Below are 12,522 nucleotides of genomic sequence, written 5' to 3'. Positions count from 1 at the left end.
TCTCGGCTTTGGCCGTATAAGCGGCGGATTATTGGGTTTGCACCATTTCATCGGTGACTTGGTAGCGTCCTGACAACCAGGCCACCACTTCCCTGGCGGCGGGGTGGTCGAAGCACTGATAACGGGCCAGAAGCTCAGAGATTTTTTCGGCCGACAGGCGGGACAATCCGCTGTCCTCTAACAGTAGCAGGTCTTGTTGAATCTGCATCGCCAGGTTGTCACCCAGGGCGGCCCTGGCCGCCGACCGGAACGCGGCGCCGTACTGGTAGTCTGGGCCATCGCGATAGCTGGCAGCCAGTGTGCGCGCCGGAATCTGGCTAAGCGTTGGCTGCAGCGCGGGGTTAATGCCATGGCCTGCCAAAAATGGCGCATTGCCCGCAGGTCGCCCGGTGAACCCGCGTAGGTGCAGGTGGCGGGACATGCGGTCGCCGTCGTTGACCGGATAGTTGTCCCACAGGAACGGCGGCCGCTTTAACTGACGGGCCACCCGAGCCAGATGACCGGGCGAGATTTCCCTGGAACACACCTCCTCTCCGGTCCAGAACACCTGGATGGCCGGGTCCAGCGCCGCGCCCAGGTCCTCCAGGTAATTCGCCGGTCGCGGCCCGAACACCCGGTCCAGGACGCCATCGTCGGAATAATAGCTGGGACAGACTAACAGCCGCTCCGCGCGGCTGCGCTCGGCCACCCAATGCACGATATCCGCCTGGGTAAGCGCCAGGGCTTCGGTCGTGTTGCGCATGTCGTCGAACAGAATCGCCAGATCCTGGATACCCAACCGGTCCAGCAGCTTGAGCTTGGCGGCCAGCGCGGTGCGGGCGGCATCATCGAAGCGGTTGAAAATCTCGAACGGGCTCAAGCCGATGCCGAAACGCACCCCCAACTGCTGGCAGCGGCGGGCAAATTGGGTCAGCGCGGCCAGCTCCTGGTCGGGATGGGGGCTATCCCACTGCCGCCGCAGATAGGGGTCGGCCTTGGGTGCGTACAGATAGAAACGGTAGCCTTCGGGAGCCAGTGCCTCCATCAGCCGGGTCCGTTCCGGCCAGCTCCATAACGGACCATAGAATCCTTCGATAATACCAAGTTCGGGTAATGTCACGGCAGCCGGGTTCCGGGTGTAGTGGTAATGGTCTGGCTCAGGAGCTCAAGCTTACCCGACTCGGCGTCACCACCACCAGTCTCGCCGCTGTTTCAGTCATCTTCGGGCCCGACCCAGGCGAACGGATTGTGGGCGACTTCCCAGAGATGGCCATCCGGATCGGCAAAATATCCGGAATAGCCACCCCAGAAAACCTTCTGCGGTTTCTTCACCAGCGTCGCCCCGGCCGCCACCGCCTCGGCCATTAAGTTGTCGACGGCGGACTCGGAATGCAGGTTATGGGCGATGGTTACCCCCCGGAATCCCTGGCCTTCGGCCGAAATACCAACATCTTCCGCCAAGGCCTCACGGCCATACAGCCCCAGCCAGGTACCGTTAAGGGGGAAAAACGCCACCGAGGGCGGTGACTCCAACTGTGGCAGCCCCAGTCCATCCCGGTAAAAACGGATCGACCGCTCCAGATCGCTTACCCCCAGGGTGATCATGCTCATGCGAGGATTCATCTCCAACTCCTTCTGTCGCAAACGTGTTTGTCATGATCGGCAATGCCAACATCGGCAATACCAACTTCCGCAATACCAACATCCGCCATACCAACAAAGGGCCCGTCACTTCTCCGCCCACTGCAACCACCGCCGCCTGCGCTTTTCCTGCCGCTTCAGCCACCCGCCACCATGCCGGTGATGTTTCCTTCGGTCTGCAACTCCCGCACTGGGCGCACCTCCACACTGCCGAACCGCAGCGGCGGAATCTTGCCCACCAGCTGGATCGCTTCGTTGAGATCCCGCGCCTGCAGCAGGTAGAAGCCCGCCAGCTGTTCCTTGGTTTCTGCAAACGGTCCGTCGGTGGTGGTCAACTTGCCGTCCCGTAGCCGGACCGTGGTGGCCGTCTCGGTGGCTTGCAGGGCGTGGCCGTCGACGAAATGGCCACTGGCGCTCAGGCCTTCCACACAGGCCATGCATTCCCGGTTCAGCGCGTCCCACTCTTGCTGCGACATGGCCCGAATGATGTCTTCGTTGTAGTACACCAACGCCAGATAGTTCATGGTTGCTCTCCTTAAGTTTGCCTTGCCAAAACGGCCGACCGCGGCTTCAACTGCCCGCGCTCCTGACTGGTCGAATGGCACCCGGGCAATTCGACGACTATGTCGGCGAAAGCGGCAACGTTGCCAGCCGACGCCGCAAAAAACGCCGCTCCGGCTCCTGTTCACACAGCGCCAGCGCCCGCTCGTAAGCGGCGCGGGCCTGCTCGATGCGTTCCAGTCGCCGCAACAAATCGGCCTTGGCCGCGTACAGCAGATGGTAAGTCGCCAGCTCACCGCTGGTTTCGATGGCCTCCATCAACGCCAGTCCTTGTGCGGGGCCGTGTGCCATGGCGACCGCCACCGCCCGATTGAGCGCCACCACCGGCGACGGCGCGATGCCCTGCAGCACCGTGTACAGCCCGACAATCTGTTTCCAGTCGGTGTCGTCGGCCCGCATCGCCTCGGCGTGTACCGCTGCAATGGCGGCTTGCAGGGTATAGGCGCCATAGCCCCGCCGGTACATCAGCCGAAGTACGATGCGACGCCCCTCCGCGATCTGATCCTGGTGCCAGCGGCTGCGATTCTGCTCTTCCAACGGCACCAGATCGCCGGCGCTGTCGATGCGCGCCTCCCGCCGGGCATCGTGCAACAGCATCAACGCCAGCAACCCGAAGGCTTCCGGCTCCGGCAGTAGCTCGCACAGCAGCCTGGCCAGCCGGATGGCCTCGTCCGCCAGCGCACGCCGCAGCAACTGGTCGCCGCTGAGCGCCGAATAGCCTTCATTGAACATCAGGTAGATGGTATGCAGCACGGCCTGCAGTCGCGGCGCCAGGGCACTGGTCTCGGGCACCTCATAAGGAATCCCGGCATCCCGGATTTTGGCCTTGGCCCGCACAATCCGTTGCGCCAGGGTGGCGGGTTTGGTCAAGAAGGCGCGGGCCACCTCTTCGGTGGTAAGACCACACACCTCCCGAAGGGTCAGCGCCAGCTGGGCGTCGGTCGACAGTGCCGGGTGACAGCAGGTAAAAATGAGCCGCAGACGGTCGTCCTCGATGGGCTCCGGCGGCTCATCACTGGCCGTCACGGCAAGCTGCTCGGCGAGCTGCGCCAGCACCGCATCGTGGCGGGCGCGGCGGCGAATCTGGTCGATCGCCCGGAAGCGGCCGGCGGACACCAGCCAAGCCCGGGGGTTGGTAGGAATGCCTTCCTCTGGCCACTGCTTCATGGCAGCCGCGAAGGCCTCATGGAGGGCCTCTTCGGCCAGGTCAAAGTCCCCCAGCAGGCGAATCAGGGTCGCCAGCACCCGTCGGGATTCCTGTTGGTAAAATCGATCAAGCCACGCCTTCATGCTTCCCTCCGCTGTCTTGCACCACTCCCGGTACGCACGTGCACACCTGTCAGCTTAAGGCCAACCCAGGGCCCTGGATGTGACTCAGTCCCCGGATCGAGCCGGTCGTCACCCGAACCGGGTGACTCGCAGCGGCGCTACCAGGGCAGCAGCTCTCCATTGCTGTGCCAGAACGAGCCGGTGTTCTCCAGCGTCAGTTCGGCAATGCGCTGGGCCAATCCCGCGGCGGATTCTTCCGGTGTGATCAATCCACCGAAATTGACCATCCGGGTCTTAACGTAGCCCGGATGAAGCTGAGCCACGGCGATGCCCCGGGGTTTGAGATCCACCGCCAGCGACTTGCCAATGGCATTTAATGCCGCCTTGGAGGCCCGATAGCCGTAACGGCCGCCGGAATCGTTGTCGGCGATGGAGCCCATGCGACTGGTGATATTGGCCACCTTACTGCCGCTGCCAAGATTGGCCAACAAGGCCTCCGTCACCCGCAGCGGTGCGTAAGCATTGATCTCCATTTGACGGCGCATGGCATCGAAATCCACGTTACCCAACTGTTCGTCGTGCAGCAGGCCGGCATTGTTGATCAGCAGCGCCAGTGGCTGGTCACCGAGCTCAGAGGTGAGGCGGGCAACCCCCGCCTCCGTGCTCACATCAACGCCGTCGATGACCTGTCCGGCCACTGCCCGTAACTCCTCCGACGCCTGCCGACAGACACCGATCACACGCCAGCCCTCGGCGGCGTAGTGACGCGCCAGTTCCAGACCAATGCCCCGGTTGGCGCCAGTAATCAAAACCTGTTGCATCGTTAGCTCCCTTTCGTTGATCGGTTGTATGGAATCTTCATGCTAGCGCAATCGCTGGTCGGTTGGCGCCACATTACCGATACTGCATCACAAATTAAGTAACCCAAGGTTATTTACAGTCCAGGCGCAATGCCTTAAATTAAATAACCGTTGTTCACTTAACTTGAGGATTCGACCATGGCTTATGTCGTACTGACCGGCGCCAGCGCCGGCATTGGTGAAGCGTTCGCCCACCAACTCGCTCAGCAAAAACAGGACCTGATCCTGGTGGCCCGCCGCGAAGAACGCCTGCAGGCGTTGGCCACCGAGCTGGCCGATCGCTACGGCATTACCGCGCAGGTGGTCAAAGCCGACCTGGCGCAGACAGACGGTGCCGCCACCCTGGCCGAGACCATCAAGGCGTCCGGCTGGGCGGTGTGCGGGCTGATCAACAACGCCGGCTTTGGCGACCGCGGCGATTTTGATCAGCTGGCCCTGGAACGCCAGCTGGCCATGATCCAGGTCAACGTGTCATCGCTGGTGGCGCTGACCTGGCACCTGCTGCCGTTGCTCAAGGCCCAAGCCGGCAGCTTCATCATTAATGTCGCGTCCACCGCCGCCTTCCAGGCGGGTCCCAAATTGGCCATTTATTACGCCAGCAAGGCCTTTGTGCTGTCGTTCTCCGAGGCGCTGCATGAGGAACTGAAGCACTCGGGGGTGGCCGTCAGCGCCTTGTGCCCCGGCGCCACCGAATCGGAATTCGCCAGCGAAGCCAACATGACCGACACCAAGTTGTTTGACGGCTCGGTGATGTCCGCCGAAACCGTGGTCCGTCACTCCCTGGCCCACCGGCGAAGGGCGATCGTCATTCCCGGCTTGCTGAACCGGTTGATGGTCTGGTCTGGTAAACTGTCGCCCCGATTCATCACCCGGCGGATTGCGGGCTGGCTACAAGCATGAGGTAGGAATGACGAGCAGGTTGTGCAGCGGCCGCCGGCGGGCGCGCAGCGAACAGGAAAAAGCCCAGCGGGAATCCCAGATCCTGGATGCCGCGCAGGCGCTGTTCGGTCAACGCGGCCTCGACCGGCTCACCCTGGCGGACGTGGCCGCCGAAACCGGCCTCACCAAGGCGGCACTGTACCGTTACTTCCGCAGCAAGGAGTTGCTGTTTCTCGCGGTGTACCGACGCGCACTGACCGCCTTCGTGGATGACCTGGAAGCGCAGGGCGCAAGCGGTGATTTTCCTGGCGGCATGATCCGCACCCTGCTTGCCCATCCGGCGTACTGCCGGCTAACGGCCATTCTCCATGTCGCGCTGGAAACCGGCCTGAGCGAACAGGAAGCCCGGGAATTCAAGCTCCACCTGCTGGGCCAGTTTCAGCGGCTGTTGACGCTGGTGCGCGCCGCCACCGGCCGCAACGAAAACGCCTGCACCCACTATGTGCTGCAATGCCAGCAAGCGCTGATCGGCTGCTGGCACATGACCCACCCAACAGCAACGGTCAGCCGGGCCCTCGCCACCTCGCCTCTGGATGTGTTCCAGCTGGACTTCGCCACTACCCTTGAGCGCCATCTGACGGTGCTCACCGAAGCGTTCCTGGCCGCCCGCCCCTGATTCCTGGCGGCAAGATGTTTGCCATTGCCATTTACCGTCCCCGCCACGTGCATTACGACGTTCGGCTAACTATAACTACAGGTGTCATTTAGCATAATGGGCGTCTGGCCCGATTCCGCAGTCGCCGGAACCGGACCAGCGAATCGGTGCATCAACGCCCCGGTTTGACCCCCGACTCCGCGCACAACAACGACAAGAGAGGATCGACCAGCCATGAAATTACGTTCAGCCCTGACCGCGCTGGCCCTGACACTGGCCACGGGCCTGGCCGCCACCCAGGCAATCGCCCAGGAACGCTTTACCCTGCGTCTGGCCGAAACCTGGGGCCCCAACTTCCCGATCTTCGGGGACGCCACCAAGAACATGGCCCGCATGGCCGAAGAAATGTCTGATGGCCGCCTGCGCATCCGCATCGATTCCGCCAACAAACACAAGGCGCCGTTCGGCATCTTCGACATGGTCAAGGCCGGCCAGTACGACCTCGGCCATTCGGCCTCCTATTATTGGAAAGGCAAGGTACCCAACACCCTGTTCTTCACCAGCATGCCGTTTGGCATGACCGCGCTGGAACAATACGCCTGGTTCTACCATGGCGATGGCATGGCGTTGATGCAGGAAGTGTATGAGCCCCACAACATGCTGTCGTTCCCCGGCGGTAACACCGGCATCCAGATGGGGGGCTGGTTCCGCAAGGAGATCAACTCGCTGGAAGACCTCCAGGGGCTCAAGATGCGGATTCCCGGGTTTGCCGGTGAGGTGTTCGCCGAGGTTGGCGTCAACCCCACCAATATCGCCCCCGGGGAGCTTTACACCGCCCTGGAGCGGGGCACCATCGATGCCACCGAATGGGTCGGCCCGGCCCTGGACCTGCGCCTGGGCTTCCAGCAGATCGCCGATTACTACTACACCGGCTGGCATGAGCCCGCCACCGAACTGCAATTCCTGGTAAACAAGGAAACCTGGGAAGAACTGCCGGATGACTTGCGGGAAATCTTGCGCATCGCCATGCGCACCGCCGCCTACGACATGCTGGTGCATTCCATGCACGAGAACGCCGGCGCCTGGGCATCGATCACCGAGGAGCACCCCAACATCGAGGTGCGCACCTTCCCGGATGAGGTCATCCAGGCCATGTTCCAGGCCAACCAGAAGCTGCTGGCGGAAGCAGCCGAAGGCGACGAGTTGGCCAAGCGTATCGTGGATTCCCAGCGGCAATATCTGGACAACGCCCGCGCCTACACCGAGATTTCCGATCGCGCCTACCTCAACACCATGGCAGAACTGGAGTAAGATCCCCGGCCTGATGTCGCCGGAGCTGCTCCCCGGACAGTTCCGGCGTTTTCGTTTCAAAAAAAGATTGCCGGCGCCCTAGGCCGGCCATAGGAACTGTCATGCGCTGGATTATCACGCTGGACAAAGGCCTGGCCCGCCTGTCCACAATCTGCGGCTGGGTCGCCTGCCTGGCCCTGGTTCTCATGCTCGTCAACGTCTTCTATGACGTCATCACCCGCTACGTATTCAACGACGTGTCCATCGGCATGCAGGAGCTGGAATGGCACTTCTATTCGGTGGTGTTCCTGCTGGGGATTCCCTACGCCCTGCGTACCGACGGCCATGTCCGCGTGGACGTGTTCTACGCCAGCCGCAGCAACCAGTTCAAGGCCTGGGTCAACCTGGTCGGCGCCTTCGTTTTCATCATCCCGTTCGCGTTTCTGATCGGTGTCTACGGCTACAGTTTTGCCCTGGAGTCCTACAACCTCGGCGAAAGCAGTGGCGATCCCGGTGGTCTGCCCTATCGCTGGATCATCAAGGCGCTGATTCCGTTCTCGGCGGTGTTTACCGCCACCAGCGGCCTGGGCATGGCCACCTACGCCATCCGCGTCCTTCAGGGCGACGAAACCTACCGTGACGAGAACAGCAAGGAGGGCCTGGCATGATTGGCATCATCATGTTCGCCGTCTGCCTGCTGATGCTGCTCTGGGGCTTCCCGGTGGCCTTCACCTTCGGCGGGGTAGCGCTGATTTTCGGAATGATCTCCGAAGGACCGCAGTTATTCGCGTTCATGCCGTTTCGCATCATGAGCGTGATGCAGAACACGGTGATGATGGCGATTCCACTGTTCATATTCATGGGCGTAGTGCTGCAGCGCACCCGCCTGGCGGAACAGCTGCTGACCGCCATGGGTCGCCTGTTCGGCGGCCTGCCTGGCGGCCTGGCCATCGCCACCATCCTGGTGGGCGCCCTGCTGGCGGCCTCCACCGGCGTAGTCGGCGCCAGTGTGGTGGCGATGGGACTGATTTCCCTGCCGGTGATGCTGGCCCACAAGTACGATCAGCGGCTGAGCTGCGGCACCATCTGCGCCGCCGGCACCTTGGGGCAGATCGTGCCGCCGTCGATCATCCTGATCATTCTGGGCGATGTGCTGGGCCTGCCGGTGGGCGACCTGTTCAAGGCCGCCGTCATTCCCGGCGTGGTGCTGGTGGGCCTGTACATTGCCTATATCCTGATCCTGACCCGGCTCAGGCCGGAGACCGCACCGGCGATGCCGGAGGACTCGGGCCTCAGCCGTAAGCAGGAAATCGTCAGCGCGCTGATTGCCATCATCCCACCGCTGGCGCTGATTGTGATCGTACTGGGTTCGATCTTCACCGGCATCGCCACCCCCACCGAGTCCTCGGCCCTGGGCGGCGTCGGCGCGATCGTGCTGGCCATTGCCTACCGCCAGTTCTCGTTCAGGATGGTCTGGGACAGCGCCCGCGATACCGTCAAGGTCACCGCCATGGTGTTTGCGATCCTGATCGGCGCCACCGCCTTCTCCATGGTGTTCAGCTACACCGGCGGCGACTACCTGCTGGAAGAATGGATGCTGGCGCTGCCAGGCGAGAAGTGGGGATTCCTGATCCTTGCCATGCTGGTGATCCTGCTGCTGGGCTTCTTCATCGACTTTGTCGAAATCTCGTTCATTGTGGTACCGATCCTGGCACCGGTGGCGGAAGCGCTGGGCATCAACATGCTGTGGTTCGCCATCCTGATCGCCATGAACCTGCAAACCAGCTTTTTGACGCCACCGTTCGGCTTCAGCCTGTTCTACCTCAAGGGCGTGTCACCGCCGAGCGTGAAAACCACCGACATCTACAAGGGGGTGGTGCCCTTCATCGGCTTGCAGGCGCTGGTACTGGCTTTGCTTTTCGTCTTTCCGGAGTGGTTCGGGATGAGCAGCAGTTACTGACCGGCCTGGGCATCCAGAGAGCCAGCCCGGCCCGGCGGATGCCCAGCCCCCTCAGCCGGTCGCGGACCCAGCCCGCCGCAACTGCGCCAGCAACGCCTTGGCCCCATCCAGCGTCGTGGTCATGGCGCTATCGTCCTGGGCGGCGCGAGCCAGAATATAGCCCCCCTGAATGGACGCCATGATCACCGCGGCGATCTGTGGCGTGTTCACCTCGGCCGCCAGCTCACCGCGTTCTTTCGCCTGCAGCAGGACACCCTCCAACATATTGCCGAGGTGCCGAAAATAACGTTTTATCGGAGCGTGCAGGCTGGACTCGATCACCTCCGACTCAGGCACCAGTCGGCCGATTCGGCAGCCGCGGGTCGCCGCCCGCTTCAGCGACAGAAACCGGTCAATGCGCTCCAGCGGAGTGCCCTCCCCCAACAGCACCTCTTCCGCCCGCTGGCGCAACTCCGCCTCGACTTCTTCCAGCGCCCGCCGGGCCAGATCCTCTTTGCCGGTAAAGTGATGGTACAAACTTCCCTGGCCGGCGCCGCTTTCCTGCAACACGCGTCTGGGACTCATGGACTCATAGCCCACCGCCCACAGCAATTCCTTGGTTGCAGCGATCAGGTCGTCTTTCGTGGACATAACCTCGCTTCCTTTAAAACGAACTACACAACATTTTAAAGTCGATAGGGCTACCGGCACCGAAGGCCGCCGATGGCTTTCTGTGACGCATTATACATTTTCAGCCTGACCAGACTGCAGTTACCCGCATTTCACAAACCGGTCATATTGAAACTGTACCTATTGGTATGTAAACATCAAGCTGATATGTGAACATCAAGTCGGCAAGTTAGGGTATCAAGGAAAACCTCAGGGAGGAGCCAGGACAATGAAACTTTTCTATTCCGCCACGTCGCCATTCGCCAGAAAGGTACTGGTCTGTGCCACTGAACACGGCTTGTCGGGTCAGCTTGAGCTCATCCAGGCCCACCCGATCCAGAACGCCGACCAGGTCGCCGCCGTCACGCCCTTGGGCAAGGTGCCGGCGCTGCAGACCGAATCCGGACGAGTGATTGTCGACAGCCCGCTGATCTGTGAGTACCTCGATCGGCTCGCGGTCGCAGCGGGCAAGCAGAGCCTGATGCCGTCGCTGCTCGACAATCCAAACCAGGCAGAGGACGACGCCAGACTTCACGCCCTGGCCGATGGCATTATGGATGCCGCCTACCTGTACGTCATGGAATCCAACCGTCCCACCGAGCAGCAATCGGCGATGTGGCAACAACGCTGGACAGAGGCAGTTCGACGCACGCTCGCCTTTCTGGAAGACGCCTTTCGGACGACCGGTCTGCCAGCGGGCCTGAGCCTGGGCGGAATCGCCCTGGGCTGCGCCCTGGGCTATCTGGACTTCCGCCTCGCAGACCTGGGCTGGCGTGACAGCCACCCGGCCCTGGCGGATTTTTACGGACCGCTCAGCGCACGGACCAGCTTCCTGGAGTCTGCGCCAACCAGCTGAGTTTTACTCACCCAAAAAACATACCTACCTGTATGTAGGCCACAAGACGCGAACCAACGCCACAGGGAGTGGGGCGAACATGCATTCCATGATGGAACACCCAGGCGGCAATGCCAGCTCGGCACAGTCGATCTGGCACTGGCTGCAACAAGAGAGTCAGGGCTACCGACACACCAGCCATCCGGCAACGCTCAGCCCGCTGCTGGCTCGCCTGATCGTGGGTGAACCGTCACTGGAGCACGCCCTGGCGTCGTTGCTGGCGAGCAAGCTGGCGGACACAGTGGTTGCCCAGGCTCGTCTCAAATCGGTTCTGCTCGAACTCAGCGCCCAGTTTCCGGACATCATCGAAAGCAGCGCGGCCGATCTGTCCGCCAGTGTCGCCCGCGATCCCGCCTGTCACTCTCCCGTCGTGGCCTTCCTGTTTTTCAAGGGCTTCCATGCAACCCAGGCCCACCGTTTCGCCCACGCGCTGTGGAAACTCAGGGACGAACTCACCGCCAGCTGGATTCAAAGCCGCTGTTCGGCCCTGTTCGGCGTCGACATCCATCCGGCCGCCGTGCTTGGCGACGGCATCTTCATCGACCATGCCACCGGCATCGTGATCGGTGAAACCGCGGTGATCGGCAGCCAGGTGTCACTGCTGCACGGAGTAACCCTGGGCGGCACCGGCAAAGAAGCCGGTGACCGCCACCCCAAGGTGGGTCACCGAGTCCTGATCAGCGCCAACGCCACCGTCCTTGGCAACATCCGGATCGGCGACGGCGCGCGGATCGGAGCCTGCAGCGTGGTGCTGAAAGACGTACCGCCATTTGCCACCGTGGTGGGCAACCCGGCCACCTTGCTCCCGGCCCGGGAGTACCAAAATCCGGCGTCGCTGGCGGGAGCAAACCCGACATGAAGCGCTCTTTCTCCTTACCGGCACACGGTGCCAAAGCGAGGCCCACGGGCCGCTGAGCCTTTTCTCACCCAACTAAGACCCACTCGACTCACATCATAAGGATTGGATACGTGAACGACTTGGCTATCACCCAGAACACCCAGGAACTCGAACGGGTCCTGAACATCCTGATCAGCAAGACCGTCGAAGACCCCTACGAACCGCTCAAGGACCTCGTCTGGCCCGACAGTGTACCAACCGACCGCTACTGGATGTCGCCGATGCTCATGTCGACCCAGGGTACGGATATCGACAAACAACTCACCGAAGCGCAGAAAATGGAACTGAGCCGGTGGGAGTTCATCAATTTCTGTAGCCTCAACGTCACCGGCATCCGTGAACTGCTGGTGGAAATGACGGGGCGGCTGCACACCCCCGGCTTCGAGCTGCTGTCGGAATACCTCCACTACCTCATTGCCGAAGAAAATGAGCATATGTGGTACTTCTCCAAGTTCTGCCTGAAGTACGCCGGCAAGATCTATCCCGACCGGGCCCTGGCCATGTCTGGGTTTGAAGAAGTGGACATTGCCAATCTGATGATTTTCAGCCGCATTCTCATCTTCGAGGAAATTGTCGACTTCTATAACCGCAAGATGGGCAAAGACGAGCTGCTCCCCGAGTTCGTGCAGCGGATCAACTGGCTTCACCACATGGACGAGGGCCGGCACATCAAGTATGGCCGCCTCTACATCGAGCTGTTTTACAAGCAGCTGCAGGCTAAGTACCCGCCCGCCAAACTGCGCGAAATTGAACTGGCCATCAAGGGATTCATGCAGATTTCGGTGCAGAAACTCTATCGCCGTGAAATGTACCTCGATGCCGGCCTGAACGAACCGGGCAAAATCCGCAAAGCGCTGCTGCGGGATCCCCAGCGCGCCGAATTCAATCGCAGCCTGATGGCCGGCACCGCCAAGTTCTTCAAGAAAATCGGCTTGTTCACCGACGATCTCATCTGGGAAACCGACGCCGCAGCAACGGCCTGAAGCA

At 61.7% G+C, this 12,522-nt stretch carries 14 protein-coding genes; 8 read left to right on the top strand and 6 right to left on the bottom strand.

The genetic code is table 11. The annotated features are described in order from the left end of the window. Nucleotides 1-28: 28 nt before the first annotated feature. The 5 genes from N6L25_RS07390 to N6L25_RS07370 form a co-directional block, all read right to left on the bottom strand. The gene (locus N6L25_RS07390; RefSeq protein WP_271979160.1) at nt 29-1,099 is read right to left on the bottom strand and encodes a beta-N-acetylglucosaminidase domain-containing protein; all 1,071 of its coding nucleotides are present in this window, start codon (nt 1,097-1,099) and stop codon (nt 29-31) included. A gap of 92 nt (nt 1,100-1,191) precedes the next feature. Continuing rightward, on the bottom strand, nt 1,192-1,602 hold the full coding sequence (locus N6L25_RS07385; RefSeq protein WP_271979159.1) for a VOC family protein: 411 nt from the start codon (nt 1,600-1,602) through the stop codon (nt 1,192-1,194). A gap of 155 nt (nt 1,603-1,757) precedes the next feature. Continuing rightward, nucleotides 1,758-2,144, bottom strand: coding sequence for a YciI family protein (locus N6L25_RS07380; protein ID WP_271979158.1), 387 nt, complete (start codon nt 2,142-2,144; stop codon nt 1,758-1,760). A gap of 97 nt (nt 2,145-2,241) precedes the next feature. Beyond that, nucleotides 2,242-3,471, bottom strand: coding sequence for an RNA polymerase sigma factor (locus tag N6L25_RS07375; RefSeq protein WP_271979157.1), 1,230 nt, complete (start codon nt 3,469-3,471; stop codon nt 2,242-2,244). A gap of 137 nt (nt 3,472-3,608) precedes the next feature. Beyond that, nucleotides 3,609-4,271, bottom strand: coding sequence for an SDR family oxidoreductase (locus tag N6L25_RS07370; protein ID WP_271979156.1), 663 nt, complete (start codon nt 4,269-4,271; stop codon nt 3,609-3,611). A gap of 177 nt (nt 4,272-4,448) precedes the next feature. On the opposite strand from N6L25_RS07370, the gene N6L25_RS07365 reads away from it, so the two are divergent. The 5 genes from N6L25_RS07365 (at nt 4,449) to N6L25_RS07345 (ending at nt 9,094) form a co-directional block, all read left to right on the top strand. Continuing rightward, on the top strand, nt 4,449-5,210 hold the full coding sequence (locus N6L25_RS07365; RefSeq protein ID WP_271979155.1) for an SDR family NAD(P)-dependent oxidoreductase: 762 nt from the start codon (nt 4,449-4,451) through the stop codon (nt 5,208-5,210). A 7-nt stretch (nt 5,211-5,217) separates the two neighbouring features. Continuing rightward, nucleotides 5,218-5,865: a TetR family transcriptional regulator gene (locus tag N6L25_RS07360; RefSeq protein ID WP_271979154.1), complete on the top strand. Its 648-nt coding sequence runs from the start codon at nt 5,218-5,220 to the stop codon at nt 5,863-5,865. A gap of 213 nt (nt 5,866-6,078) precedes the next feature. Then, nucleotides 6,079-7,155, top strand: a complete 1,077-nt coding sequence (locus N6L25_RS07355) for a TRAP transporter substrate-binding protein (RefSeq protein WP_271979153.1) — start codon at nt 6,079-6,081, stop codon at nt 7,153-7,155. 101 nt (nt 7,156-7,256) lie between these two features. Further along, the gene (locus N6L25_RS07350) at nt 7,257-7,802 is read left to right on the top strand and encodes a TRAP transporter small permease subunit (RefSeq protein WP_271979152.1); all 546 of its coding nucleotides are present in this window, start codon (nt 7,257-7,259) and stop codon (nt 7,800-7,802) included. Further along, nucleotides 7,799-9,094, top strand: a complete 1,296-nt coding sequence (locus tag N6L25_RS07345; protein ID WP_271979151.1) for a TRAP transporter large permease — start codon at nt 7,799-7,801, stop codon at nt 9,092-9,094. The genes N6L25_RS07350 and N6L25_RS07345 overlap by 4 nt, the downstream gene beginning before the upstream one ends. Nucleotides 9,095-9,145: 51 nt before the next feature. On the opposite strand, the gene N6L25_RS07340 is transcribed toward N6L25_RS07345, so the two are convergent. Further along, nucleotides 9,146-9,724, bottom strand: coding sequence for a TetR/AcrR family transcriptional regulator (locus N6L25_RS07340; RefSeq protein WP_271979150.1), 579 nt, complete (start codon nt 9,722-9,724; stop codon nt 9,146-9,148). A 247-nt stretch (nt 9,725-9,971) separates the two neighbouring features. Here N6L25_RS07340 and N6L25_RS07335 point away from each other — a divergent pair, with 247 nt between their 5' ends. The 3 genes from N6L25_RS07335 to N6L25_RS07325 all read left to right on the top strand — a co-directional run bounded on the left by N6L25_RS07335 (nt 9,972) and on the right by N6L25_RS07325 (nt 12,518). Further along, the gene (locus tag N6L25_RS07335; protein ID WP_271979149.1) at nt 9,972-10,598 is read left to right on the top strand and encodes a glutathione S-transferase N-terminal domain-containing protein; all 627 of its coding nucleotides are present in this window, start codon (nt 9,972-9,974) and stop codon (nt 10,596-10,598) included. A 79-nt stretch (nt 10,599-10,677) separates the two neighbouring features. Then, complete coding sequence (gene cysE, locus N6L25_RS07330) at nt 10,678-11,496, top strand: serine O-acetyltransferase (protein WP_271979148.1); 819 nt, start codon at nt 10,678-10,680, stop codon at nt 11,494-11,496. 110 nt (nt 11,497-11,606) lie between these two features. Further along, a complete protein-coding gene (locus N6L25_RS07325; RefSeq protein WP_271979147.1) occupies nt 11,607-12,518 on the top strand; it encodes a diiron oxygenase in 912 nt (303 codons plus the stop codon). The last annotated feature ends 4 nt before the right edge of the window (nt 12,519-12,522 follow it).

The sequence above is a fragment of the Marinobacter sp. SS21 genome, from assembly GCF_028369065.1.
In the GTDB taxonomy this organism is placed as follows: Bacteria; Pseudomonadota; Gammaproteobacteria; order Pseudomonadales; family Oleiphilaceae; genus Marinobacter.
This window is presented reverse-complemented; position numbering and strand designations above follow the sequence as displayed.